We start from the raw sequence: 25,266 nt of genomic DNA, 5'->3' as shown, positions 1-25,266 counted from the left end.
TTCATATATTTACCGGCCAACGACCACAGCACCAGAAAGGTTCCCGTTGATGGAGGGGAATGCCATCCGGCTGCGGAGCCTGCGCAAGGCCTTCGGCCGGACCGAGGCCGTCGCAGGCGTCGAACTGGCCATATCGGACGGTGAGTTCTTCTCGATGCTCGGGCCCTCGGGTTCGGGGAAGACGACCGTGCTCCGCCTGATAGCGGGCTTCGAGACGCCCACGAGCGGAACCATCGAACTCGACGGGAAGGACGTCACGCGGCTCGCGCCCTTCGAGCGTGACGTGCACACCGTCTTCCAGGACTACGCCCTCTTCCCGCACATGTCCGTCGAGCAGAACGTCGCCTACGGCCTCAAGGTGCAGAAGGTGCCCAAGGCCGAGCGGCTGCGCCGGGCCGCCGACGGCCTCGAGAGCGTCCGCCTCGCAGGGTTCGGCGATCGCCGCCCCTCCCAGCTCTCAGGGGGGCAGCGGCAGCGCGTCGCCCTCGCCCGCGCACTCGTGGGCCGTCCGCGCGTGCTGCTGCTCGACGAGCCGCTGGGCGCCCTCGATCTCAAGCTGCGAGAGCAGATGCAGATCGAACTCAAGGAGATCCAGCGCGAGGTCGGCATCACCTTCGTCTTCGTCACCCACGACCAGGACGAGGCGCTGACGATGAGCGACCGGATAGCCGTCTTCCAGGACGGCCGCATCGAGCAGACCGGAACGCCCGCCGAGATCTACGAACGCCCCGCGACTCCCTTCGTCGCGGGCTTCGTCGGCACCTCCAACCTGCTGACCGGCGAGACCGCCGAGCAGGTCGTGGGCAAGCCCGGCACGTTCAGCGTGCGCCCGGAGAAGATCCGGGTGCTCAAGGAGTCGGCGACCGGTGCGGACGAACCGGAACACACCGCCGCCAAAGGCTCCGTCGCCGAGGTCGTCTATCTGGGAGACACCACGCGTTTCCTGGTCGACCTCGACGCCGGAGGACGGCTGACCGCCGTCCAGCAGAACCTGGAGGCCTCCTCCGAGGACGTCGCCGCGTACCGCGGCTCACGGGTGAGGCTCCAGTGGCACCACCGGCACAACTTCCAGGTGGAACAGGCGCCCTGAGCGACGCCTGCGCCTCTCCCCCCATCCCTACCGACCCCCACCTCCGCACCTACGATTCGCCGCCCCTCCTACTGTGGAGATCTCTGTGCGCAAGTCCCCAACCCTCAAAACCCTCGCCGCGGCAGGTGCGTTGCTCCTGGCCACCGCCTGCGGCTCCTCCGGATCCTCCTCGTCCTCTTCGGGTGCAGTCGACCCGCCGGACCTCAAGCCGCAGAAGAAGATCGGCAAGACGGAGAACTCGGTGAACCTCATCGCGTGGGCCGGCTACGCCGAGGACGGCAGCAACGACCCGAAGGTCGACTGGGTCACCCCCTTCGAGAAGAAGACCGGCTGCAAGGTCAACACCAAGACGGCCGCCTCGTCCGACGAGATGGTCAGCCTCATGAAGACGGGTCAGTACGACGCCGTCTCGGCCTCGGGCGACGCCTCACTGCGCCTGATCGCCTCCGGCGACGCCGAACCCGTCAACACCAAGCTGGTGCCCAACTACAAGGACGTCTTCAAGGGCCTGAAGAACCAGGACTTCAACTCCGTCGAGGGGAAGTCCTACGGCATCCCGCACGGCCGCGGCGCCAACCTCCTGATGTACAACACGGAGAAGGTCAAGCCCGCCCCCGACTCCTGGTCCGCCGTCTTCGACAAGGCCGGTGAGCACAAGGGCAAGGTCACCGCCTACGACTCCCCGATCTACATCGCGGACGCCGCTCTGTACCTGATGAAGCACAAGCCCTCCCTCGGCATCAAGAACCCCTACTCCCTGGACCAGAAGCAGTTCGACGCCTCGGTGGACCTGCTGAAGAAGCAGAACGCCAACATCGGCGAGTACTGGAGCGACTACCTCAAGGAGATCTCCGCCTTCAAGAGCGGCGACTCCGTGGTCGGCACCTCGTGGCAGGTCATCGTCAACACCGCGCAGGACGAGAAGGCGCCGGTCAAGGCCGTGCTGCCCAAGGAGGGTTCGACCGGCTGGTCCGACACCTGGATGGTCTCCTCGAAGGCCAAGCACCCCAACTGCGCCTACAAGTGGCTGGACCACATCATCTCGCCGGAGGCGAACGCCCAGGTCGCCGAGTACTTCGGTGAGGCGCCGTCCAACGAGAAGGCGTGCAAGCTGACGGCGGACAAGAACCACTGCCGCACCTTCCACGCCGAGGACGAGGACTACTGGAAGAAGGTCCACTTCTGGACCACGCCCACCCAGCAGTGCCTCGACGGCCGCAAGGACGCCAAGTGCGTGCCGTACGCCAAGTGGGTCCAGGCCTGGACCGAGATCAAGGACTAGGACCGACACCGATGAGCAAAACCGAGCCGGCCGCCGGGCACACCGCCCGGCGGCTAGCCGGGACCCTTCACCGCCGTCCCCGGCTGCAACTGTCCCTGCTGCTGACCGCGCCGCTGACGTGGCTGATCCTCGCCTACCTCGGCTCGCTCACCGCGCTGTTCATGTCCGCGTTCTGGACCACGGACACCTTCACCTCGAACGTGGTGAAGGTCTGGTCCATGGACAACTTCACGACCCTGCTCACCACGGACGTCTACCAGCAGGTCGCCCTGCGCAGCGTGGGCGTCGCCCTCGCGGTCACCGTGATCTGCGTGGTGATCGCCTTCCCCGTCGCCTTCTTCACCGCACGCATCGCCTCACCCCGCTGGAGGCCGCTGCTCGTCGTCGCCATCCTCACGCCGCTGTGGGCCAGTTACCTGGTCAAGGCGTACGCGTGGCGGCTCATCCTCGCCGAGGGCGGCCTGCTGGACTGGCTGCTCTCACCCTTCGGCCTCGACGGCCCGGGGTTCGGCCTCGTCGCCACCATCCTGGTGCTGACGTACCTGTGGCTGCCGTACATGATCCTGCCGATCCACACCGGGCTGGAGCAGATTCCCGGCAACCTTCTCGACGCCTCCTCCGACCTGGGCGCGCGCACGGGCCGCACCTTCCGCTCCGTGGTGATGCCGCTCCTGCTGCCGTCGATCGCCGCCGGGTCCGTCTTCACCTTCTCCCTCAGCCTCGGCGACTACATCGCCGTGCAGATCGTGGGCGGCAAGACCCAGCTGATCGGCAACCTCATCTACTCCAACATCACCCTGGACCTGCCGCTGGCCGCGGCGCTCGGCACCGTCCCCGTGGTGATCATCGTGTTCTACCTGCTCGCGGTGCGCCGCACCGGCGCCCTGAGCAGCCTCTGACCGCACCGTCCGGCGCAGCCGCCGGCGGCCACCCGACGACGCGAAGGCATACGACGATGAAACTCTCCCGGCCCGCACGGATCACGCTGGGCGTCGCCGCGGTGCTCGGCTTCGCGGTCATCTACGTCCCGCTCTTCCTCGTCCTGATCAACTCGCTCAATCCGGACCGCAGTTCGAGCTGGCCGCCGCCCGGCATCACCTTCCACTGGTGGGCGGACGCGTGGGGCAGCGCGGGCGCACGGCACGCCCTGGTCACCTCGCTCAAGGCAGGAGCGGGCGCGACGGTCGCCGCGCTCGTCCTCGGCACGCTCATCGCGTTCGCCATCCAGCGCTTCAGGTTCTTCGGCCGCGAGGTGCTCTCCTTCGTCGTCGTGCTGCCGATCGCGCTGCCGGGCATCGTCACCGGTGTCGCGCTCAACACCGCGTTCCGCACGGTCCTCGAGCCCCTCGGCATCGGGCTCGGCCTCTTCACCGTCATCGTCGGCCATGCCACGTTCTGCGTCGTGGTCGTCTACAACAACATGATCGCCCGGCTGCGGCGGACGTCCGGCAGCTACGAGGAAGCCGCCATGGACCTGGGCGCGAACACCTTCCGCGCCTTCGCCGACGTCACTTTCCCGCTTGTGCGTTCGGCCCTGGTCGCGGGCGGCATGCTCGCCTTCGCGCTCTCCTTCGACGAGATCATCGTGACGACCTTCACCGCGGGCCCGAACACCCAGACGCTGCCCATCTGGATCTTCTCCAACATGGCACGCCCGCAGCAGGCACCGGTGGTGAACGTGGTCGCGGCGGTCCTCGTGCTGCTCTCCGTCATCCCGATCTACATCGCGCAGCGGATGTCGTCCGACACGGCTGGGGGCCGGATCTGAGGCACGTCCGCCGCACGGCCCGGAGCATCACAGCACGGGGGCGGTGCTCGGCGAGTGCTCGCCGAGCGCGTCCAGCCTCTCCGGCATGGTCAGGTTGGCCATCCGCCGCCAGCCGCCGAACCGTTCGAACTGGTACATGCCGTGGATGCCGGCGGCGAGCGACGCGGTCTTGACGGCGGGCCAGTCCAGCAGCCGCCCCATGTGGGACATCACGGCGAGGGAGACCTCGCGGTGGACGACGATCTCGGCGCGGGCGCACTGCCGCAGACTGCGGCGGATCGTCCCTTCGTGGCCCTTCGCGGCCAGCCGCAGCAACTCCTCGTGGCAGTAGGCCAGATGGTTGTCCTCGTCGTTGCTGATCATCCTGATGGCACGGCCGGTCTCGGGGTCGTCGCCGCAACTGTCGAGCAGCATCGCCATCTGGTCGGAGGCGCGCTGCTCGGTGACCCTGCTGTGCGAGAGGTAGACGATGATGTCGTGCTCGGTGAGCTGCTCGTCGCGCCGCAGCTTCTCGTGCATCAGGCCGATGCCGCTCCGCTCCAGCAGCATCGTGTAGTCGGTCTCCGCCGGCACGGGGACGGGCTCGAGGCCGCGCTTCTTCAGCAGGGCCTTGAAGATGCGGCCGTGCTTGTCCTCGTCCGCGCCGTGCTTGGTGATCTTCGGGGCGAGACCGCGCAGGCTCTCCGGCGCGAGGGCCGCGATCCGGGCGTTCTCCCAGCCTCCCTGTGCCTCCCCGCTGGCGGCGATGGAGCAGAAGAGCTGGAAGGAACGGTCGTTCTCCAGAATCTCCCGGAACAGGCTTCGGGACGAGAGCATCAGTGCCACCTCCGTACGGCGTCCGCACATTCGAGTCAAAGCGGACGGCGGGCAACCGGCAACAGCAGCGGCGGTTGCCTGTGCCAAACGAAGTAAGGCCCGGCATCACCGCCTGCGCGGGGGCGCGGACGGTCAGGACACGGGCGGGACGGACACGGGCAGGCCGGGCGAGGGCGGGCCGGGAGAGCCGGCAGGGCTGCGGGCCGGGGGACTGGCGCCCGCCCCGGCAGCTCGGCAGTCCGGCCGGCTCGCAGCCCGGCAGGCCCGCAACGGTGGCGCCGCGCGCAGCGCCGCGTGCGATGTCTCAACGGCGTGGCGGTGACGGTCCGTTGATCAGAAGCCCCCTCCGCCGAAGTCGCCCCCGCCGAAGCCGCCGCCGTCGAACCCGCCCCCGTCGCCGAACCCGTCGCCCTCGCCCCCGCCGCCGTCGAATCCGCCCTCGCCGAAGCCGTCGCCGTAACTCCAGGGTCCGAGCGCATTGCCGAGGAGCGTACCGACGAGCAGACCGGGCAGGATGCCGCCGCCGAAGTAGCCGCCCGCCCAGGGCCCGTAGGCGGGCCCGGCCTCCCAGTAGGGCCGCCGTCCCTGAGGCGTGTCGACGTTGCGGGCCATCGGTTCGGTACCGTCCCTCAGCCTCGCCGCGTCCGCCGCGCACACCGGCACCGTCCGCTCGGTGCCGCCCGGCGGTGCCCAGCGCACGTCCTCGACGGACGGGCCGTGGCGCGGGTCGAAGAAGCACGGCATCCGGCGTTCCGGCAGCGGCTCGCCGTTCCGTCTGGCTTCGACGGTGGCCAGCGCGAAGCGCCCGTCCTCCACGGCCTCGGTGACCCCGCGGACCTCTCCCGGCCCGCGCGCGGCCTCCATCTTCCGCTTCGCCTCGTCGTACTTGTCCATGGCGTGGGTGTAGTCACTGCGCATGGCGTCGTCCGAGTCCGGGGCCTGCGGATCGAAGCCGACACGGTCGAGTTCCTCGCCGAAGGCCGTGATGTCCTCGTCCACCACGGGACGCAGCTGCTCCAGCTGCGCGCGCTCCCGCTCGGCCTGCTGCTTGCGTGCCCGGTTGCGTACGAGGAGGGCGCCCCCTGTGCCCAGGAGGAGCAGCGCCAGGAGCGCCACCAGGGCGAAGCCGCCGCCCGTCCCCCGTGACGTGCTGCTGTCCCACGAGGCCGGTGCGCTGCCGTCCGCCTCCTTCGTGGCGCCGTCGACGAACCGGTCCAGCTTCGCCTTCGTGTCGCCGCCGGGGCCTTCGGCGGAGCGGCGCAGATCGTCGACCGCGGGGCGTGACATGACGGAGCGGTCGGCCCCCGCGGCGAATTCGTCACCGAGCGTGACGCCGTAGACGCCCCTGTCGCCGACCTGTGCGCGCAGGTCCCGCAGCAGGTTCGACGGGGGGAATTCGCGGGCCTTCGGCAGTACGGCGACGAAGACCGGCTTGTCGGCGTCCTTGATCTTCCGCGTGAGGTCCTTGGCGTCGGCGCCGGACAGCCGGTCCGAGGCGCGCGGGTCGACGTAGACGGGGCCCTCTCTCAGTGCTGCGGCCACCTCGCCGACGCTGTCCGCCTTGCTGGACGCCTGCGCGCCCGGAGCGATGGCGAGCACCGGCAGAAGGGCGGCCACGAGAACGAGGAGCAGCCTCAGGAAACCTTTATGCCGTATTTGATGCATATGCGCCGTGTACCCCGATTCGGTCCGGGGCTGCACGGCGGCGCTCACTTCGTCATACGGGCTCTGCTCCAGCCCCGGGAAGACGGCGCCGGCCGCAGCGTGCGGTCCGGCCCGGACCCGGTTCGGTCCGGGCAGGGGAACGCGGAGGCCAACCCGGTGTGGAGATCCGGTGACGACGCGGCTGTCTGCCGCTGCCGCCCGCATCGAACCGGCCGACGGGGTACTCGCGTTCAGCGAAAGCACCGTCGCCCGGGGAAGGGGGCGGTCAGCCGAGGACTGCGCCGGCGAACGAGCAGCGCGCCGCTGTCTGCCGTGCAGCGTGACCCGAAACAGCAATCGGAGGAGGCCGGCCATGCTGATGGCACACACCGCCGTCCTGAACAAGCTGCTCCGGCAGTACGAGACTCTCCACGCCGTCAACGCAGAAGAAGGCACTCCCGAAGCCCGGCAGCGCCTCGACGACGTGGAGTACACCCTCTGCATCGCCACCGGCACCAAGGACGTCGACGCGGCCTTGATCGCTGCCCGGCACCGGCTCCCGGGCGCCCGTACGCACGACGATTCACTCCTCGCCGAGGAGGACGCGCCCGGACGGGGTGTGAGGGGCGACGCCCGGCCGCCCGCAGGCTGACCGGGACCGGCCGCGCCCGGGCTTCCCGGGCGCGGCGGCACGGGCGTGTGCCGCTGCGTGGCGTGCATGGCCTGCCTGGCCGCAGGAGCCGGAGGGGCCCGTGGGGCCGGAGAACCGGAGGGAGGCGGCTGACGCTCAGATGTCGCGGAACGTCTCGATCTGCGCGCCGACTTCGTTGAGCCGCTCGGCGAGGTCCTCGTAGCCGCGGTTGATGACATAGACGTTGCGCAGCACGGAGGTCCCCTCCGCCGCCAGCATCCCGAGCAGCACCACGACCGCGGGCCGCAGTGCGGGCGGGCACATCATCTCCGCGGCCCTCCAGCGCGTGGGGCCTTCGACCAGGACCCGGTGCGGGTCGAGGAGCTGCAGGCGCCCGCCGAGCCGGTTCAGGTCGGTGAGGTAGATGGCGCGGTTGTCGTAGACCCAGTCGTGGATGAGCGTCTGCCCCTCCGCGACGGCGGCGATCGCGGCGAAGAACGGGACGTTGTCGATGTTGATGCCCGGGAAGGGCATCGGGTGGATCTTGTCCGCGGGCGCCTCCAGCTTGGAGGGGCGCACCGTCAGGTCGACCAGCCGTGTACGGCCGTTGTCGGCCGCGTACTCCAGGCTGCGGTCGGTGTCGAGGCCCATCTCGTCCAGCACCGCGAGCTCGATCTCCAGGAACTCCACCGGCACCCGGCAGACGGTCAGTTCGGAGCCGGTGACGACCGCGGCGGCCAGCAGGCTCATCGCCTCGACCGGGTCCTCGGAGGGGGAGTAGTCGACGTCGACGTCGATCTCCGCGACACCGTGCACGGTCAGCGTCGTCGTGCCGATGCCCTCGACCTTGACGCCGAGCTGCTCCAGGAAGAAGCACAGGTCCTGGACCATGTAGTTGGAGGAGGCGTTGCGGATCATCGTGACGCCGTCGTGCCGGGCCGCGGCCAGCAGAGCGTTCTCGGTGACGGTGTCGCCGCGCTCGGTCAGCACGATGGGCCCCCCGGGCGTGACGGAGCGCTCCACCACCGCGTGGTACAGGCCCTCGGTCGCCGTGATCTCCAGGCCGAAGCGACGCAGGGCGATCATGTGTGGCTGCACGGTGCGCGTGCCGAGGTCGCAGCCGCCCGCGTACGGGATGCGGAACTGTTCCATGCGGTGCAGAAGTGGACCGAGGAACATGATGATGCTGCGGGTGCGGCGCGCCGCGTCCGCGTCGATGGCCTCCAGGTCCAGCTCGGCGGGGGGCACGATCTCCAGGTCGGCGCCGTCGTTGATCCACCGGGCGCGGACGCCGATGGAGGAGAGCACCTCGAGGATGCGGAAGACCTCTTCGATCCTGGCGACCCTGCGCAGCACCGTGCGCCCGGAGTTGAGCAGCGAGGCGCACAGCAGCGCGACGCACGCGTTCTTGCTCGTCTTGACGTCGATGCTGCCGGACAGGCGCCGCCCGCCCACGACGCGAAGGTGCATCGGGCCGGAGTAGCCGAGCGAGACGATCTCACTGTCCAACGCCTCGGAGATGCGCGCGATCATCTCAAGACTGATGTTTTGGTTGCCCCGCTCGATCCGGTTCACGGCGCTCTGGCTCGTGCCCAGGGCCTCGGCGAGCTTCACTTGAGTCCAGCCCCGGTGCTGACGGGCGTCGCGAATGAGTTGCCCGATGCGGGCGAGGTAGTCATCAGTCATGCGTCGAGAATATCTCACATGTGAGATGACTTCGCACCGAGGATGTGCCTGTGCGGTTGACGTGCGGTGCGATACGGCGTGAGACCGCCCCGGTGCGGAGTGCAGTCCCGGGGCCGGCGGGGGTGAGGTGCGGCTCGCGGACCGCTGAATCCCGTGCGACCCCGGGCGTGGCGCCGATCGGTTCGGGCACCCCTCATGACCCGGGGGCGCACGTGTACTAGAGTTATCTCGACATCGAGATAACTTGCCTGAGTGCGCACAGCACGAGCGCGCGCACCACAATCGACCGCAGCCGAGCAAGGCTTGCAGGCTCGCCCGCAGCCAGCCGACAAGCTTCGCCCGCTGGGGGTCTCCTGCCGCAGGGCCAGGGGACGGATGCCAACGCACTGAAGGAGACTGTCGTGTCGGCGAACAGCTTCGACGCCCGCAGCACGCTGCAGGTGGGCGACGAGTCGTACGAGATCTTCAAGCTGGACAAGGTGGAGGGCTCCGCGCGCCTCCCGTACAGCCTGAAGGTCCTGCTGGAGAACCTCCTGCGCACCGAGGACGGCGCCAACATCACCGCCGACCACATCCGCGCCCTGGGCGGGTGGGATCCGAACGCCCAGCCCAGCCGGGAGATCCAGTTCACGCCGGCTCGCGTGATCATGCAGGACTTCACGGGTGTGCCCTGCGTGGTGGACCTGGCGACCATGCGTGAGGCCGTCAAGGAGCTCGGCGGCGACGCGGACCGCATCAACCCCCTGGCCCCCGCCGAGCTGGTCATCGACCACTCCGTGATCGCCGACAAGTTCGGCACCGCCAACGCCTTCGCGCAGAACGTCGAGCTGGAGTACGGGCGCAACCGCGAGCGCTACCAGTTCCTGCGCTGGGGCCAGACCGCCTTCGACGAGTTCAAGGTCGTGCCGCCCGGCACCGGCATCGTCCACCAGGTCAACATCGAGCACCTCGCCCGTACGGTCATGGTGCGTGGCGGGCAGGCCTACCCGGACACCCTCGTGGGCACCGACTCGCACACGACCATGGTCAACGGCCTCGGCGTGCTCGGCTGGGGCGTCGGCGGCATCGAGGCGGAGGCCGCGATGCTCGGCCAGCCGGTCTCGATGCTGATCCCCCGCGTCGTCGGCTTCAAGCTCACCGGCTCGCTGCCGACGGGCACCACCGCCACCGACCTCGTTCTCACGATCACCGAGATGCTGCGCCGGCACGGCGTGGTCGGCAAGTTCGTCGAGTTCTACGGCGAGGGCGTCGGCGCGGTGCCGCTCGCGAACCGCGCGACCATCGGCAACATGTCGCCGGAGTTCGGCTCCACCGCCGCGATCTTCCCGATCGACGAGGAGACCATCAACTACCTGACGCTCACCGGCCGTTCGCAGGAGCAGCTCCGGCTCGTCGAGGCGTACGCCAAGGAGCAGGGCATGTGGCACGACCCTGCCCACGAGCCGGAGTACAGCGAGTACCTGGAGCTGGACCTGGCCTCCGTCGTGCCGTCGATCGCCGGGCCGAAGCGCCCGCAGGACCGCATCTCCCTCTCCGATGCCAAGCGGCAGTTCCTCGCCGACCTGCCCGCCTACGTCAAGGAGGAGGACAACGGCAAGCCGCAGAAGGCGCAGACCGGCGGCTCCCCCGTGGACGAGGCGAGCGCCGAGTCCTTCCCGGCGAGCGACGCCCCGGCCTACGGCACCAGCGAGAACGGTGTCGGCGCACCGCAGCACGCGTCCCTCGGTTCCGGGACCGACAGCGGCCCGACGAAGCGCGTCCAGGTCACGGGCCCGGACGGGGCTTCGTACGAGATCGACCACGGCGCCGTCGCGGTCGCCGCGATCACCTCCTGCACCAACACCTCCAACCCGTACGTCATGGTGGGCGCCGCCCTGGTGGCCAAGAAGGCGGTGGAGAAGGGCCTCACGCGCAAGCCGTGGGTCAAGACCACCCTGGCCCCGGGCTCCCAGGTCGTCATGGACTACTACGACCGTGCGGGCCTCACCCCGTACCTGGACAAGCTCGGCTTCAACCTCGTCGGCTACGGCTGCACGACCTGCATCGGCAACTCCGGGCCGCTGCCGGAGGAGATCTCGCAGGCCGTCAACGACAACGACCTCGCCGTCGTGTCCGTCCTCTCCGGCAACCGGAACTTCGAGGGCCGGATCAACCCGGACGTGAAGATGAACTACCTCGCGTCCCCGCCGCTGGTCGTCGCCTACGCCATCGCCGGTTCGATGAAGGTCGACATCACCACCGAGCCGCTCGGCACCGACCAGGACGGCAACCCCGTTCACCTGGCCGACCTGTGGCCCTCCGAGCAGGAGGTCGAGGAGGTCGTGGCCTCCTGCATCGGCCAGGAGATGTTCACCAAGGACTACGCGGACGTCTTCGCCGGCGACGAGCAGTGGCAGGCGCTTCCGGTGCCCACCGGCAACACCTTCGAGTGGGACCCGGAGTCCACGTACGTGCGCAAGCCCCCGTACTTCGACGGCATGGGCACCGAACCCGCCCCCGTCGAGGACATCTCGGGCGCGCGCGTGCTGGCCAAGCTGGGCGACTCGGTGACAACCGACCACATCTCGCCGGCCGGTGCGATCAAGGCCGACACCCCCGCCGGCAAGTACCTCACCGAACACGGCGTCGAGCGCCGCGACTTCAACAGCTACGGCTCGCGCCGCGGCAACCACGAGGTGATGATCCGCGGGACGTTCGCCAACATCCGGCTGCGCAACCAGATCGCCGAGGGCGCTGGCTACTCTTCTCTGCCAGAAGGTGGCTACACCCGCGACTTCACGCAGCCGGACGCGCCCGTCTCCTTCATCTACGACGCCTCGCAGAACTACCAGGAGCAGGGCATCCCGCTGGTCGTCCTCGCGGGCAAGGAGTACGGCTCCGGCTCGTCCCGCGACTGGGCGGCGAAGGGTACGGCGCTGCTGGGTGTCAAGGTCGTCATCGCCGAGTCCTACGAGCGGATCCACCGCTCGAACCTGATCGGCATGGGTGTGCTGCCGCTCCAGTTCCCCGAGGGGCAGACCGCCGAGTCGCTGGGACTGACCGGCGAGGAGACCTTCAGCTTCTCCGGGATCACCGCGCTCAACGACGGCGGCATTCCCGCGACGGTCGGGGTCAGCACGGAGTCGGGTGTCTCCTTCGACGCGACCGTACGCATCGACACCCCTGGCGAGGCCGACTACTACCGCAACGGCGGGATCATGCAGTACGTCCTGCGCTCGCTGCTGAACGCGTAGTACCGGCCCGGCCCGCCCCTGGCGCGGGCGGGCACCGAGGGCACAGGCGGGTGCCGGGAGTCAGCTCCCGGCGCCCGCCGCTTTGTGGTCTCATGCCGTCGGCATTTCCCGGTGCCGCCGGGAATCCGCCAGGTCTCAACTCGGGAAAGACTCACCTTTCGGGTTGTTTTGATCTTGCCCTGTTGACGGCAAGTGGACTATACCTGTCGGCACCTCACGAGGGCCCCGTGCACGCGGCGCTCCCGGCGGTAGCGAAAACGACCAACTCAGCTTCAACTGACCCGCGGTGTCGGGCTTTTCGCCGGTGGGCGAGTCCTCGGGAGACCCCGGAACACCGCCTGAGTCCTGGAGAAGGCGAGGACTTGAGCATGGGACCCAACCACGTCAACCGCCGTAACCTGATCAAGCAGGCAGCCGCAGCCGGCCTGATAACCGTCCCCGCCGTCGGAGCACTCACCTCGTGCGCCAGTGGCAGCGGTGAGGACAACAAGGTCGAGAAGGGCAAGAAGACCAAGGACAACCCGCTCGGCGTGAACAAGAGCGCCCCTCTGGAGATCTACATCTTCGACGGCGGCTTCGGCACCAAGTACGCCGAGGACGCACAGGCCGTATACGAGAAGAACTTCCCCAAGGCCAAGACCAAGCTGAAGTCGACCCAGAAGATCCAGTCGGTGCTGCAGCCCCGGTTCAACGGCGGCACCCCTCCGGACCTGATCGACAACTCGGGCGCCGAGCAGATGGACATGGGCGTCCTGGTGGGCAAGAAACAGCTCACCGACCTCACGGACCTGCTGGACGCACCCTCCATCGACGACCCGGACAAGAAGGTGCGCGACACCCTGCGCCCCGGTGTGGTCGAGATGGGCCAGTTCGACGGCAGCCCGGTGTGGATCATGTACTACGCCTACACCGTCTACGGCGTCTGGTACTCCCAGAAGGCGCTCGACAAGCTCGACGCCGAATACCCGGAGACCTGGGACGACATGCTCGCCGTCTGCGCCAAGGCGAAGAAGAAGGGCATGGCGGGATGGACGTACGCGGGCAAGCACCCGTACTACCTGCCCTTCAGCCTCTACCCCTTCATGGCCAAGATCGGCGGCCCCGAGGTGCTCGAGGCGATCGACAACCTGGAGCCCGGCGCCTGGAAGCAGCCGGCGGTCAAGGCGGCCCTCGAGGCGTACTACGAGCTGTTCAAGAAGGGCTACATCCTCGACGGCACCCCGGGCCTGGACCACATCGAGTCGCAGACCGCGTGGAACGAGGGCAAGGCGCTGTTCATCCCGAACGGCTCCTGGGTGGAGAACGAGGCGAAGAAGACCACTCCGAAGGACTTCGAGATGCGGGTGGCAGCACCCTCCGGCCTGGACAGCGGCGACAAGCTGCCCTTCGGCACGCTGTGGGCCTCCGGCGGCGAGCCGTTCATCGTGCCCGCCAAGGCCAAGAACCCCGCGGGTGGCATGGAGCAGCTGCGGATCATGCTCGGTGAGGCGTCCTCGAAGAACTTCACCAAGCAGGTGTCCTCGCTGACGTCCTTCAACGGCGGCACGGAGGGCCTGTCGCTGCCCCCGGGCCTGCAGTCGGCCGTCGACGCCCTGGACAAGGCGGGCAAGAACATCGTCAATCCCCGAATCCAGGACTGGTACGTCGCCCTGCAGAAGGAGAAGATCGGCGTCGCCTGTCTGGGCGAGATGATGGCCGGCCGCATGACCCCGGCCGAGACGATGAAGAAGGCCCAGAAGTACACCGACGAAGCGCGCGAAGACGACTCCATCACGCACTACAAGCACAACTGAACATTCGCCACCAGCGGCGGCAGGTCACAGCAGGATCGGAGTCGGTGAGTAATGGAGCACGGCAAGTACCGGTTCATCGTGGGGTTCTTGATCGTTCCCCTCACGATCTACGCGGTCTTTGTCATCTGGCCGTTTGCCCAGTCGATCTACTATTCGTTCACCGACTGGACCGGACTGAGTCCGGACTTCAAGATGGTCGGCTTCGACAACTACATCAAGCTGTTCAGCGATGAGGTCTTCTGGAAGTCGCTGCAGCACAGCTTGTTGTTCCTGCTGCTGCTGCCGCTGGTGACGATCAGCCTTGCGCTGTTCTTCGCCTTCATGATCAACGTCGGGGGGCGGCGGCGGAAGAACTCCGCGGTCTCCGGCGTGCGGGGATCCGGCTTCTACAAGATCGTCTATTTCTTCCCGCAGGTGCTGTCGATCGCCATCGTCGCCCTGCTGTTCCGCTTCGCCTACAACCCGCGCAGCGGCTCGCTCAACGCGGCGCTGGACGCGGTGGGTCTCTCCGCGCTGAAGACGGCGTGGCTGGGCGACCCGGAAACCGCGCTGTGGGCCGTGATGGCCGTGATGGTGTGGAGCACGGTCGGCTTCTTCGTCGTGCTCTTCTCGGCCGCCATGACGTCCATACCGCGTGACTACTACGAGGCCGCGCTGCTGGACGGCGCCGACCGGATCACCACGTTCTTCCGGATCACCCTGCCCCTGCTGTGGGACACCGTGCAGTCCGGCTGGATCTACATGGGCATCCTGGCGCTGGGCGCCGAGGCGTTCGCGGTGGTGCAGATCATGACCACCGGTCCGGGCGGTCCCGCCTACTCCACCACCGTGCTGCCGCTGTACGTGTACCTGAAGGCATTCCGTGACGGGCAGGCCGCCTACGCCACCACGATCGGCGTAGCGCTGCTCGTGGTCACTCTGGCCTTCGCGGCCGTCGTACTGAAACTCGGTCGCCGCGAAAGGCTGGAGTACTGATGAAGAGCACCGGAACCCTGCCCGAGGACCGTGAGACCGAGACGGTGAGCAGCGTTCTCACGGGGGACCCGCTGCGCGGCACCGCCGACAAGGAGAGCGCCAGGGGCTCCGAGGGGAAGACCCTCAACGTCTTCTCGCACGGAATGCTCGTCCTGTGGGCCGTGATGGTGGTGATGCCGCTGCTGTGGGCGGTGATGACCTCCTTCAAGGACGACAAGAGCATCTTCACCTCGCCGTGGTCACCGCCGTCCACGCTCAACTTCGACAACTGGTCGCGCGCCTGGAGCCAGGCGCACATGAGCGAGTACTTCTTCAACACCATTCTCGTGGTGGGCGGTTCACTGGCCGGCACCATGCTCCTCGGCAGCATGGTCGCGTACGTACTGGCCCGGTTCGACTTTCCCGGGAACCGCTTCTTCTACTTCCTGTTCATCGGCGGGATGAGCTTCCCGATCATCCTCGCCCTGGTGCCGCTGTTCTACGTGATGAGCAACACGGGGCTGCTGAACACCCGTCACGGCCTGATCCTTGCCTACATCGCGTACTCACTGCCGTTCACGACGTTCTTCCTGACCTCGTTCTTCCGCTCGCTGCCGACGTCGGTGGCGGAGGCGGCGCTCATCGACGGGGCCTCGCACACCCGGACCTTCTTCCAGGTGATGCTGCCCATGGCGAAGCCCGGTCTGATCAGCGTGGGCATCTTCAACTTCCTCGGGCAGTGGAACCAGTACATGCTGCCCACCGTGCTCAACACCGACCCGGACCAGCGGGTGCTCACCCAGGGACTCGTCGAACTGGCCGCCAGCCAGGGGTACAAGGGGGACTGGTCGGGTCTGTTCGCCGGCCTGGTGATGGCGATGCTGCCGGTGCTGGCGGCGTACATCATCTTCCAGCGGCAGGTCGTGGCGGGGCTGACCGCGGGTGCGCTGAAGTAGGGGCCGTACTTCGGACACCCCGCTCACCCTCCGTAGAAAGTCTCACATGTGAGCGCACACCCCGTTCAAGGTCTTGACGGGAGAGAACCGCTCGGGCTCTGCTTGGAGTTCAGGTATTGGAGACAAGCCGTTTCGAAGAGTCGGTGCGGCGGACGGTCCGATGGTCGCGCCGGCCGTCGAGGCGGGAGTGGATCAGTGGTGGAGACTCCGGGGTCGCAGTCGTCGCTGCACCGGGCGAACCTCGAGCGGGTCGTGCGGGCGGTACGCATGGCGGGCTCGCTCACGCAGGCGGACATCGCGCGCACCACAGGGCTGTCCGCGGCGACCGTCTCCAACATCGTCCGGGAGCTCAAGGAGGGCGGGACCGTCCAGGTCACGCCCACCTCGGCGGGCGGGCGCAGGGCGCGTGCGGTCTCGCTGAGCGGCGACGCGGGCGCCGTCGTCGGGGTCGACTTCGGGCACTCCCATCTGCGCGTCGCCGTGGGGAACCTGGCGCACCAGGTGCTGGCCGAGGAGGCCGAGCCGATCGACGTGGACGCCTCGGCGGAGGAGGGCTTCGACCGGGCCGAGCAGCTCGTCCACCGGCTCGTCGCCGCCACCGGGATCAGCCGCGAGAAGCTGATCGGAGTGGGCCTCGGCGTTCCGGGGCCCATCGACGTGGAGACCGGTGAGCTGGGGTCGACGTCCATCCTTCCCGGCTGGAGCGGCACCCACCCGCGCGAGGAGCTGGCGTCGCGGCTGGGAGTTCCGGTCCACGTCGACAACGACGCCAACCTCGGCGCCCTGGGCGAGCAGGTGTGGGGCAACGGCCGCGGCGCGACGGACCTCGCGTACATCAAGGTCGCCAGCGGCGTCGGTGCCGGCCTCGTCATCAACGGGCAGATCTACCGCGGCCCGGGCGGCACGGCGGGCGAGATCGGGCACATCACCCTGGACGAGTCGGGCCCGGTCTGCCGCTGCGGAAACCGCGGCTGCCTTGAAACCTTCACGGCGGCCCGCTACGTACTGCCACTGCTGCACTCCAGCCACGGCACCGACCTGACGATGGCGCGGGTGGTCCAGCTGGCGCGCGAGGGGGACCCGGGGTGCCGCAGGGTCGTCGGTGACCTCGGGCGCCACATCGGCAGCGGTGTCGCCAACCTCTGCAATCTGCTCAACCCCAGCCGTGTCGTCATCGGCGGCGATCTCGCGGAGGCGGGCGACGTCGTGCTCGGGCCCGTGCGCGACTCCGTGGCGCGGTACGCGATCCCCAGCGCCGCACGCCAGTTGACGGTGGTGCCCGGCACGCTGGGCGGTCGCGCGGAGGTGCTGGGCGCGCTGGCCCTGGTGCTCAGCGAGATGGGGGACGCGACGCTGCTGGAACCCTCCGCCCCCGTGCCGGGGAGGAGGCCCGCGGGAGCCGTCGACGGTGAACGCAGAGCGCCCGTGGACGCGCTCGCGGCGCCCGTCTGACGAACCCGGAGGCGGGCGGGGCGACGAAGACGAACGGCATCCGCCTGCGCTCCGGAATCGTGTGGGCACACGCCGTGGGCGTTCTGAGTTCATGGAGATAACGGATGGCATCGTTGCCGTCTCGTTAATGATTTACTTCTTGACGCCTGGCTGGCCTGAGAGTTGACTTCCGAGCACCTCGGCCGCAACGACGCGGCCTCGTCAGGGAGGTTGGAACCCCATGAACGCAAAGCTGCGTCGCGTCGTCATCGGTACGGCAGCCATATCGATGGCCGTGTCCCTCGCGGCCTGTGGCAAGGCCGGCGGCGGTGACGGCGGCAGCGATGGCGACAACAAGACCATCGGCCTGCTGCTGCCGGAGAACAAGACGACTCGCTACGAGACGTTCGACCGTCCTTACATGACGGACAAGATCAAGTCCCTCTGCAAGGAATGCAAGGTCAAGTACAACAACGCCAACCAGGACTCCGAGCTCCAGAAGAAGCAGTTCGACGCGCTCATCGCGCAGGGCGTCAAGACGATCATCCTGGACGCCGTCGACGCGCAGGCCACCAAGTCGTGGGTGGACCGCGCCGCGAAGAAGGACGTCAAGGTCGTCGCGTACGACCGCCTCGCCGAGGGCGACATCTCCGCCTACATCTCCTACGACAACGAGCGGATCGGCGAACTGCAGGGCCAGGGGCTGGTCGAGGCGCTGGGCGACAAGGCCAAGGACGCCAACGTCGTCATGATCAACGGCTCGCCGACGGACCCGAACGCGCCGCTGTTCAAGAAGGGCGCGCACAGCGTCCTCGACAGCAAGGTCAAGAAGGTCGTCTACGAGCAGGACATCCCGGACTGGTCGCCGGACGAGGCAAACAAGAAGATGGGCGCCGCCATCACCAAGCTCGGCAAGGACGGCTTCGACGGCGTCTACGCCGCCAACGACGGCATGGCCGGCGGTGTCTCAACCGCCATGAAGAAGGCGGGCGTCACGGACGTGCCGCTCGGTGGCCAGGACGCCGAACTCGCGGGTCTGCAGCGGATCATCAAGGGTGACCAGACGCTGACGATCTACAAGGCGATCAAGCCGCAGGCGGAGACCACGGCGGAGATCGCGGTGGCCCTGCTCAAGGGCAAGAAGATCGACGAGTTCACGCCGAAGAAGGTCGACAGCAAGAGCAAGAAGGGCGTTCCCGCCCAGCTGTACGACGCCAAGATCGTGACCAAGGACAACATCAAGGACACGATCCTCAAGGACAAGGTCTACGAGGTCGGTCAGATCTGCACCCCGCAGTTCGCCAAGGCTTGCGAGTCGGCCGGTCTGAAGTGACCCCAGGGGCCGCCCGTCCGGGCGGCCCCTCCTGAAACGAAGCGTCTCCCTGAACGAAGCGCAGGCCGCCGCCCCCGCCGTGAGCGGGGGCGGCTCCTGACGGAAGATCGGAGTTTGCCCAGTGGCGAAGGAAACCGTGCTGGCGCTGCGCGGGATCTCCAAGCGGTTCGGTGCCGTCCAGGCACTCACCGACGTTGATCTGGAAATACAGGCCGGCGAGGTGGTCGCCCTCGTCGGCGACAACGGCGCCGGCAAATCGACCCTCGTCAAAACCATCGCGGGTGTTCACCCCATCGACGAGGGCGGCATCGAATGGGAGGGCAGGCCGGTCACGATCAGCCGGCCCCACGACGCCCAGGACCTCGGCATCGCCACCGTCTACCAGGACCTGGCGCTGTGCGACAACCTCGACGTCGTCGCCAACCTCTTCCTCGGCAACGAGGCGCGCCACGCCGCGATCCTCGACGAGATCGCGATGGAGAAGCGGGCGATGGAGCTGCTGGACACGCTCTCCATCCGCATCCCCAGCGTCCGCATCCCCGTCGCCTCGCTCTCCGGCGGGCAGCGGCAGGTCGTCGCCATCGCCCGCGCCCTCATCGGCGAGCCGAAGGTCGTGATCCTCGACGAGCCGACCGCGGCACTCGGCGTCGAACAGACCGCCCAGGTCCTCGACCTGGTCGAGCGGCTGCGTGAACGTGGCCTCGCCGTCATCCTCATCAGCCACAACATGGCCGACGTGCAGGCCGTCGCCGACCGTGTCGCGGTGCTGCGCCTCGGCCGCAACAACGGGGTGTTCGACGTGGAGACCACCTCCCACGAAGAGGTCATCGCCGCGATCACCGGCGCCTCCGACAACGCCGTCACCCGCCGCCAGGCCCGTACCGAGAAGGAGGCGGCGCAGTGAGCGACACCGTCGACAAGGAGCGCGGCACCGACGCCGCGGACGCGAAGGAAGCGGCACCCGCGAACGGCGACGCCGGGGCCGGCGGCGGGGACCGCGTGGTCGACCCCCGCCTGCTCGTGCGCGAGCAGGGCTTCGCGGGCTACCTGACGGAGTTCAAGCGCAAGGTCCGCGGCGGTGAGCTCGGCTCGATCCCCGTCATCCTCGGCCTGATCATCATCGCCGTCATCTTCCAGTCGCTGAACGAGAACTTCCTCTCCGCGGGCAGCGTCAGCGACATCAGCGTCTACATCGCCGGCACGGGAATCATGGCCACCGGCATCGTCTTCGTCCTGCTGCTGGGAGAGATCGACCTCTCGGTCGGTTCCGTCGCGGGTGTCGGGGCGGCCGTGTGGGCGGTGCTGAGCGTCACGCACGACGTCAACGACTGGCTTGCGGTGCTGATCGCCATCGCCTCAGGCCTGGCCATCGGTGCGCTGCACGGCTTCTTCTTCGCCAAGGTCGGCGTCCCCGCGTTCGTGGTGACGCTGGCCGGATTCCTGGGATGGAGCGGTCTGCAGATCTGGCTCATGGGCCAGGAAGGCAGCATCAACACCCCCGACAGCAGCGTCGTCGAGGACCTGACCGGCTACTACTTCGAGGACATCGCCGCCGCCTACGGACTGGCCATCGTCGCCGTGATCGCCTACGCCGCAGCCCTGTTGGTGGACGCGAAGCGGCGCCGGTCGGCCCGGCTGCCGTCCCGTCCGGTCAGCGAGATCGTGGTGCGCACCGCGGTGATGGCGGTGGTCGCCTTCGTCGCCGCGTACGTGCTCAACCAGTCGCGCGGACTGCCGCTGGCGCTGGTGCTGTTCCTGGCGGTGCTCGTCATCGCCGACTTCGCGGTGCGCCGCACGACGTACGGGCGGCAGATCTTCGCCGTCGGCGGCAACGCGGAGGCGGCGCGACGGGCCGGCATCAACGTCGAGCGGGTCCGCATCACCGTCTTCGGCATCGCGGGCATGCTGGCCGCCTTCGGCGGGCTGTTCATCGCCAGCCTCTCCGGCGGCGCCACGAAGAGCCTCGGCGCTGGCAACACGCTGATGAACGTCATCGCGGCGGCCGTCATCGGCGGCACCAGCCTCTTCGGCGGACGCGGCAAGATCTGGTCCGCCCTGCTGGGCATCCTGGTCATCCAGTCCATCCAGCAGGGCCTGAACCTGCTGGGCATGGCCAGCGAGATCCAGTACATGATCACCGGTGCGGTGCTTCTCGCCGCGGTCGTCATCGACTCCGTCTCCCGGCGGACGCAGAAGACGGCGGGACGAACCTAGCTAGGACCTGGAACTCGTCCGGCGGCCGCCTTCGTGGCCGCTCTCGAAGTGGCGGGGCAGGGTTCCGCGGAACCTGCCCCGCCACTTCCACCCGGGAGCGCGCTCCCGGTGCCGCCCCTCATGGGCCCGGGGCGGCGGGGCCTCCGCGGACGTCTTCCGCAGAGGCCCCTGGCGTGCGGCGGTGCCGCTGCGGAACGCGGTCCGGCCGATCCCGCCCGATTCCGGCGGGTCTCCTTCACCTCGACGGGGCCACCGGCCTCCGGCCCGGCTCGGGCTCCCTCTGCATGGGCCGGGGCTGTCCGGCTTCATGAGCCAGGGGCTGTCCGGGCTTCCGATTCACCCCGAAACGCCCTGAAGGGGGACAACTCCGGCCTGCGTCGGGGGGTTTCCGGCACCGCGTGACGCCCGCGCATGGACCGAGCGGGCGCCTCGCCCGCCCCGATGAGCCCGGGCCCGGCCGACCGTCACCCGGGGGTGGCAGCACCGCCGGACCGGCCGCCTTCCCGGGGTGCGGGCGCCCGGAAGGACGCCGCCGTTCCCCGGAAAGGAGGCCTCTCGGGCGGTGTGCCGGACTTGCTTTCCGCCCCGCAAACGGGCCCGGAGACCACGTGTGCCACGTCCAGACGGGTGATCGATCTCGCACGGCCAGGAGACCCCGTCTGCGGTAGGAACATTAGACTCGACGGATCGGCACAGCTCGATCACGCTCGAAAGCAAGGAGGCACCGTGGAGAAGGGGCCGCGCTCAGCGCGTCATCCCGGGTCGGGGGCGGTGGAGTTCCCCAGGGCACAACGCCGCGGCAGGTGGGACCTGCTGACCCGCGTCGAGGGACCGCGCGACCTCGACCAGCTTTCACCGGAGCAGTTGGAGCAGCTGGCCGGTGAGGTCCGGTCGTACCTGGTCGACTCGGTCTCCAAGACCGGCGGGCACCTCGGGCCGAACCTGGGCGTGGTGGAGCTGACCATCGCCCTGCACCGGGTGTTCGACTCCCCGAAGGACAAGATCCTCTTCGACACCGGCCACCAGTGCTACGTCCACAAGCTGCTGACCGGCCGTCAGAACTTCACCAAGCTCAAGAGCAAGGGGGGCCTCTCCGGCTACCCCTCGCGTGCCGAGTCCGAGCACGACGTCATCGAGAACAGCCACGCCTCCACCGTCCTCGGATGGGCGGACGGCCTCGCGAAGGCCAACGAGCTGCGCCACAAGGACGACCACGTCGTCGCCGTCATCGGTGACGGCGCCCTGACCGGGGGCATGGCCTGGGAGGCGCTGAACAACATCGCGGCCGCCAAGGACCGCCCCCTCGTCATCGTCGTCAACGACAACGAGCGCAGCTACGCACCGACCATCGGCGGCCTCGCCAACCACCTCGCCACGCTGCGCACGACGGACGGCTACGAGCGCTTCCTCGCCCGCGGCAAGGAGGTCCTCAACCGCACGCCCGTCGTCGGCAAGCCGCTGTACGAGACGCTGCACGGCGCCAAGAAGGGCCTGAAGGACTTCATCGCCCCGCAGGGCATGTTCGAGGACCTCGGCCTGAAGTACGTCGGCCCGATCGACGGGCACGACCTGGCTGCCGTCGAATCCGCCCTCCAGCGCGCCAAGCGCTTCGGCGGGCCGGTGCTGGTGCACTGCCTGACGGAGAAGGGCCGCGGCTACCAGCCCGCTCTGGAGGACGAGGCGGACCAGTTCCACCAGGTCGGCATCATCCACCCCGACACCGGCCTGCCGGTGAAGTCCTCGGGTGCCGACTGGACTTCGGTCTTCGGCGAGGAGATGGTCAAGCTCGGGCGTGAGCGCGAGGACATCGTCGCCATCACCGCCGCGATGATGCGCCCCGTCGGACTGCAGCGCTTCGCCGAGGAGTTCCCCGACCGCGTCTACGACGTCGGCATCGCCGAGCAGCACGCCGCCGTCTCCGCTGCGGGCCTCGCCACCGGCGGGGTGCACCCCGTCTTCGCCGTCTACGCCACCTTCCTCAACCGGGCCTTCGACCAGTTGCTGATGGACGTCGCGCTCCACAAGTGCGGCGTGACGTTCGTACTGGACCGCGCGGGCGTCACCGGCTCCGACGGCGCCTCGCACAACGGCATGTGGGACATGTCGGTGCTCCAGTGCGTTCCCGGTCTGAGGCTGGCGGCGCCGCGCGACGCCGACCAGGTGCGCGCCCAGCTGCGCGAGGCCGTCGAGGTGGACGACGCACCGACGGTGGTGCGCTACTCCAAGGGCAAGGTGGGCCCGCCCGTTCCGGCCGTCGGCCGTGTCGGCGGGATGGACGTGCTGCGCAGGCCCGCGGACGTCCAGCGGCCCGACGTGCTGCTGGTGTCGGTGGGCGCACTCGCGCCGATGTGCCTGGAGGTCGCCGACCTCCTCGACAAGCAGGGCATCTCGACGACCGTCGTCGACCCGCGCTGGGTCAAGCCCGTCGACGAGGAGCTGCCGCCCTTCGCGGAGCAGCACCGCGTCGTGGTCACCGTCGAGGACAACGGCCGTGCGGGCGGCGTCGGTTCGGCCGTGGCGCAGGCACTGCGGGACGCGAACGTCGACGTCCCGCTGCGTGACTTCGGCATCCCCGAGCGCTTCCTCGACCACGGCTCGCGCGCCGACGTGATGGCCGAGATCGGGCTCACCGCACCGGACATCGCCCGTCAGGTGACGGGCCTCGTCGCGAAGCTGGACGGGCGGTACGAGACGGAGACGGCCGAAGCCGCGCGCGACTGACGCGCGCACGACCGCACCCGGCAGGGCCGGACCGAATGCCTCAGGGTTCCGGTCCGGCCCTGCCGGGTGCCGTCCCGTGCGTCCCGCTAGCTTTGGTGCATGCCGCCCTCCCGTACGACCGCCGTGCCCGGACCCGGGGGCGGTGCTCCCGCTCCCACCGGCCATGACGTCGTCACTGCCGTCGACGACAGGGGGCGGCCGCGATTCTGGGCGCGTCTGCTGCCGCTGCTGGTGCTGCTGACGGCGGTCTCCAGGCTGCCGTCCTTCGCCCGTCCGCTGTGGAACCCGGACGAGGGCTATCTCGCCACCCAGGCACGGCAGTTGGCGGCCGGCGGGACGCTGTACGAGACGGTCGTGGACCGCAAGCCGCCGCTGCTGCCCTGGCTGTACCGCGGCGCGTTCGCGCTCTTCGGGGACCGCTCCCTGTGGCCGCTGAAAGTCGCGGCCGTGCTGGCCGTGCTGGCCGGTGCGGTGCTGCTCGCCTCCCTCGCGCGCCGCCGCTGGGGCGAGCGTGCGGGACGCCTGGCAGGCGTCTGCTACGTCCTCACGTCCGTCGCCCTTGTTCCCGAGGACACACAGGCGGCCACGTTCGAGGTCTTCATGCTGCCGTGGACGGTCCTCGCCATGTGGTGTGCGGACCGGGGCCGTTGGGCGTGGGCCGGCCTGGCGGTCGCGGGTGCGGTGCTCACCAAGCAGACCGGCGGCGCCGTGCTGGTGCCCGTGCTGTGGCTGCTGTGGTCGGCGCGAGCCGGCTGGTGGCCCCTGGTGCGCCTCTCCGCGGCCACGGCGCTTCCCGTACTGGCCGCCGCGCTCCTGTACGGGCCAGGGCGGTTCGTCTTCTGGATGGCCACCGGCTCACGGAGCTACCTCTCGGCGGACGGCTCGCTGGGCTACGCGCTGGTGCGGGCTCTCGCCAACTGCGGCCTCCTGGCGGGGGGTTGCCTGCCGATGCTGCTCGCGGTGCTGTGCGCGGCACGCTGGGGACGCATGCCGTCCCGCACGTCGGACGTGTGGGTGTGGCTGGCGGCCTCGGCGGCCGCGGCGACCGCAGGCTTCCAGTTCTTCGGCCACTACTTCCTGCAACTCACGCCTGCCGTAGCTCTGTTGGCGGCATCAGCGCTGCAACACCTCACCGCGCGCGGCGCCGTGGCCGTCATCGCCTGCAACGCGCTGATCGCCGCCGGGTTCCTCGCCTGGGCGCTGCTGCTCTTCCCGCGCGGCGAACTCGCCCATCAGCAGCGCCTGGCCGCCGAGGTCCGCGCCCGTACCGCCCCGGCCGACCGCGTCCTTCTGTGGGGCATGCACCCCGAAGGCTACTGGCTCTCCGCACGTACCCCCGCCTCCCGCTATCTCACCGCGGGTTTCCTCACCAACTTCAGCGGCGGACGCACCGGGGCGCGCGTGGGGGAGCGGTACGCGATGGAGGGGGCCTGGCCGCACCTCCGGCGCGAACTGCGAAGCACGCCCCCGGAGTTGATCGTCGACGACTCCCGCGGGAAGCCGTATGCGCTGCCGCGCACGCCGACGCTGCGGGTGTACGTGGCCCGTCACTACGAACGCGTGGGAACGGTCGACGGCGCGGTCGTGTACGTCCGTTCGGCCGCCGCGGCCGGTTGAGCGCGGACGCGGGTCCAGGCTCCGGGGGGAAGTGGCTGGTCTGAAGCCCGTCCAGAGCCCCAGTCCCCTCGCGGCCTCGCCGTCTCCTTCGCCGTCG

The 25,266-nt window shown here is 69.0% G+C and carries 18 protein-coding genes; 15 read left to right on the top strand and 3 right to left on the bottom strand.

Going from position 1 to position 25,266, the window contains the following annotated elements; all coding sequences use genetic code 11:
* The first annotated feature begins 49 nt into the window (after positions 1 to 49).
* From EV375_RS27925 to EV375_RS27910, 4 genes are all read left to right on the top strand, one after another.
* On the top strand, positions 50 to 1,090 hold the full coding sequence (locus EV375_RS27925; protein ID WP_130302691.1) for an ABC transporter ATP-binding protein: 1,041 nt from the start codon (positions 50 to 52) through the stop codon (positions 1,088 to 1,090).
* Positions 1,091 to 1,169: 79 nt separating this feature from the next.
* A complete protein-coding gene (locus tag EV375_RS27920; RefSeq protein WP_486588880.1) occupies positions 1,170 to 2,372 on the top strand; it encodes an ABC transporter substrate-binding protein in 1,203 nt (400 codons plus the stop codon).
* 11 nt (positions 2,373 to 2,383) lie between these two features.
* A complete protein-coding gene (locus EV375_RS27915) occupies positions 2,384 to 3,271 on the top strand; it encodes an ABC transporter permease (protein ID WP_130302689.1) in 888 nt (295 codons plus the stop codon).
* Between the two features lie 56 nt (positions 3,272 to 3,327).
* Positions 3,328 to 4,140 (top strand): ABC transporter permease, encoded by an 813-nt coding sequence (locus EV375_RS27910; RefSeq protein WP_130302688.1) that lies wholly within the window; start codon positions 3,328 to 3,330, stop codon positions 4,138 to 4,140.
* Positions 4,141 to 4,167: 27 nt separating this feature from the next.
* Here EV375_RS27910 and EV375_RS27905 read toward each other — a convergent pair whose 3' ends face one another.
* Together EV375_RS27905 and EV375_RS27900 are read right to left on the bottom strand one after the other, a co-directional pair.
* Positions 4,168 to 4,956 carry a ferritin-like domain-containing protein gene (locus EV375_RS27905; RefSeq protein WP_130302687.1) on the bottom strand — a complete coding sequence of 263 codons (789 nt, stop codon included), beginning with the start codon at positions 4,954 to 4,956 and terminating at the stop codon, positions 4,168 to 4,170.
* A 333-nt stretch (positions 4,957 to 5,289) separates the two neighbouring features.
* Positions 5,290 to 6,621: a hypothetical protein gene (locus EV375_RS27900; protein WP_130302686.1), complete on the bottom strand. Its 1,332-nt coding sequence runs from the start codon at positions 6,619 to 6,621 to the stop codon at positions 5,290 to 5,292.
* Between the two features lie 352 nt (positions 6,622 to 6,973).
* On the opposite strand from EV375_RS27900, the gene EV375_RS27895 reads away from it, so the two are divergent.
* Positions 6,974 to 7,252: a DUF5133 domain-containing protein gene (locus EV375_RS27895; protein ID WP_130302685.1), complete on the top strand. Its 279-nt coding sequence runs from the start codon at positions 6,974 to 6,976 to the stop codon at positions 7,250 to 7,252.
* Between the two features lie 135 nt (positions 7,253 to 7,387).
* On the opposite strand, the gene EV375_RS27890 is transcribed toward EV375_RS27895, so the two are convergent.
* The gene (locus EV375_RS27890) at positions 7,388 to 8,917 is read right to left on the bottom strand and encodes a UDP-N-acetylglucosamine 1-carboxyvinyltransferase (RefSeq protein WP_130302684.1); all 1,530 of its coding nucleotides are present in this window, start codon (positions 8,915 to 8,917) and stop codon (positions 7,388 to 7,390) included.
* A gap of 401 nt (positions 8,918 to 9,318) precedes the next feature.
* Here EV375_RS27890 and EV375_RS27885 point away from each other — a divergent pair, with 401 nt between their 5' ends.
* The 10 genes from EV375_RS27885 to EV375_RS27840 all read left to right on the top strand — a co-directional run bounded on the left by EV375_RS27885 (position 9,319) and on the right by EV375_RS27840 (position 25,169).
* Complete coding sequence (locus tag EV375_RS27885) at positions 9,319 to 12,150, top strand: aconitate hydratase (protein WP_130302683.1); 2,832 nt, start codon at positions 9,319 to 9,321, stop codon at positions 12,148 to 12,150.
* Positions 12,151 to 12,518: 368 nt separating this feature from the next.
* Entirely contained in the window at positions 12,519 to 13,943 is a 1,425-nt protein-coding gene (gene ngcE, locus EV375_RS27880) for an N-acetylglucosamine/diacetylchitobiose ABC transporter substrate-binding protein (protein ID WP_130302682.1), read from the top strand.
* Between the two features lie 51 nt (positions 13,944 to 13,994).
* A complete protein-coding gene (locus EV375_RS27875) occupies positions 13,995 to 14,918 on the top strand; it encodes a carbohydrate ABC transporter permease (RefSeq protein ID WP_130302681.1) in 924 nt (307 codons plus the stop codon).
* Entirely contained in the window at positions 14,918 to 15,853 is a 936-nt protein-coding gene (locus EV375_RS27870) for a carbohydrate ABC transporter permease (RefSeq protein ID WP_130302680.1), read from the top strand. Before EV375_RS27875 ends, EV375_RS27870 begins: the two co-directional genes overlap by 1 nt.
* Before the next feature lie 198 nt (positions 15,854 to 16,051).
* Positions 16,052 to 17,305: an ROK family transcriptional regulator gene (locus tag EV375_RS27865; protein ID WP_130302932.1), complete on the top strand. Its 1,254-nt coding sequence runs from the start codon at positions 16,052 to 16,054 to the stop codon at positions 17,303 to 17,305.
* 220 nt (positions 17,306 to 17,525) lie between these two features.
* Positions 17,526 to 18,617, top strand: a complete 1,092-nt coding sequence (locus EV375_RS27860; RefSeq protein WP_207228488.1) for a substrate-binding domain-containing protein — start codon at positions 17,526 to 17,528, stop codon at positions 18,615 to 18,617.
* Positions 18,618 to 18,753: 136 nt separating this feature from the next.
* The gene (locus EV375_RS27855) at positions 18,754 to 19,521 is read left to right on the top strand and encodes an ATP-binding cassette domain-containing protein (RefSeq protein ID WP_486588879.1); all 768 of its coding nucleotides are present in this window, start codon (positions 18,754 to 18,756) and stop codon (positions 19,519 to 19,521) included.
* Positions 19,518 to 20,831 carry an ABC transporter permease subunit gene (locus EV375_RS27850; protein ID WP_130302678.1) on the top strand — a complete coding sequence of 438 codons (1,314 nt, stop codon included), beginning with the start codon at positions 19,518 to 19,520 and terminating at the stop codon, positions 20,829 to 20,831. Before EV375_RS27855 ends, EV375_RS27850 begins: the two co-directional genes overlap by 4 nt.
* Positions 20,832 to 21,641: 810 nt before the next feature.
* The gene (gene dxs / locus EV375_RS27845; RefSeq protein WP_207228529.1) at positions 21,642 to 23,552 is read left to right on the top strand and encodes a 1-deoxy-D-xylulose-5-phosphate synthase; all 1,911 of its coding nucleotides are present in this window, start codon (positions 21,642 to 21,644) and stop codon (positions 23,550 to 23,552) included.
* A gap of 99 nt (positions 23,553 to 23,651) precedes the next feature.
* The gene (locus EV375_RS27840) at positions 23,652 to 25,169 is read left to right on the top strand and encodes a glycosyltransferase family 39 protein (protein WP_130302677.1); all 1,518 of its coding nucleotides are present in this window, start codon (positions 23,652 to 23,654) and stop codon (positions 25,167 to 25,169) included.
* The last annotated feature ends 97 nt before the right edge of the window (positions 25,170 to 25,266 follow it).

This window comes from Streptomyces sp. CNZ301 (genome assembly GCF_004217425.1).
Note: the sequence above shows the minus strand (reverse complement) of the source record. Positions and strands in the feature narration are given on the sequence as shown.

What these genes read in the sequence shown, in the direction of transcription:
- EV375_RS27925 (WP_130302691.1), top strand. Translation starts at nt 50, where the DNA reads ATGGAGGGGAATGCCATCCGGCTGCGGAGCCTGCGCAAGGCCTTCGGC.
- EV375_RS27915 (WP_130302689.1), top strand. Translation starts at nt 2,384, where the DNA reads ATGAGCAAAACCGAGCCGGCCGCCGGGCACACCGCCCGGCGGCTAGCC.
- EV375_RS27910 (WP_130302688.1), top strand. Translation starts at nt 3,328, where the DNA reads ATGAAACTCTCCCGGCCCGCACGGATCACGCTGGGCGTCGCCGCGGTG.
- EV375_RS27905 (WP_130302687.1), bottom strand. Translation starts at nt 4,956, where the DNA reads ATGCTCTCGTCCCGAAGCCTGTTCCGGGAGATTCTGGAGAACGACCGT.
- EV375_RS27900 (WP_130302686.1), bottom strand. Translation starts at nt 6,621, where the DNA reads ATGCATCAAATACGGCATAAAGGTTTCCTGAGGCTGCTCCTCGTTCTC.
- EV375_RS27895 (WP_130302685.1), top strand. Translation starts at nt 6,974, where the DNA reads ATGCTGATGGCACACACCGCCGTCCTGAACAAGCTGCTCCGGCAGTAC.
- EV375_RS27890 (WP_130302684.1), bottom strand. Translation starts at nt 8,917, where the DNA reads ATGACTGATGACTACCTCGCCCGCATCGGGCAACTCATTCGCGACGCC.
- ngcE (WP_130302682.1), top strand. Translation starts at nt 12,519, where the DNA reads ATGGGACCCAACCACGTCAACCGCCGTAACCTGATCAAGCAGGCAGCC.
- EV375_RS27875 (WP_130302681.1), top strand. Translation starts at nt 13,995, where the DNA reads ATGGAGCACGGCAAGTACCGGTTCATCGTGGGGTTCTTGATCGTTCCC.
- EV375_RS27870 (WP_130302680.1), top strand. Translation starts at nt 14,918, where the DNA reads ATGAAGAGCACCGGAACCCTGCCCGAGGACCGTGAGACCGAGACGGTG.
- EV375_RS27860 (WP_207228488.1), top strand. Translation starts at nt 17,526, where the DNA reads ATGAACGCAAAGCTGCGTCGCGTCGTCATCGGTACGGCAGCCATATCG.
- EV375_RS27840 (WP_130302677.1), top strand. Translation starts at nt 23,652, where the DNA reads ATGCCGCCCTCCCGTACGACCGCCGTGCCCGGACCCGGGGGCGGTGCT.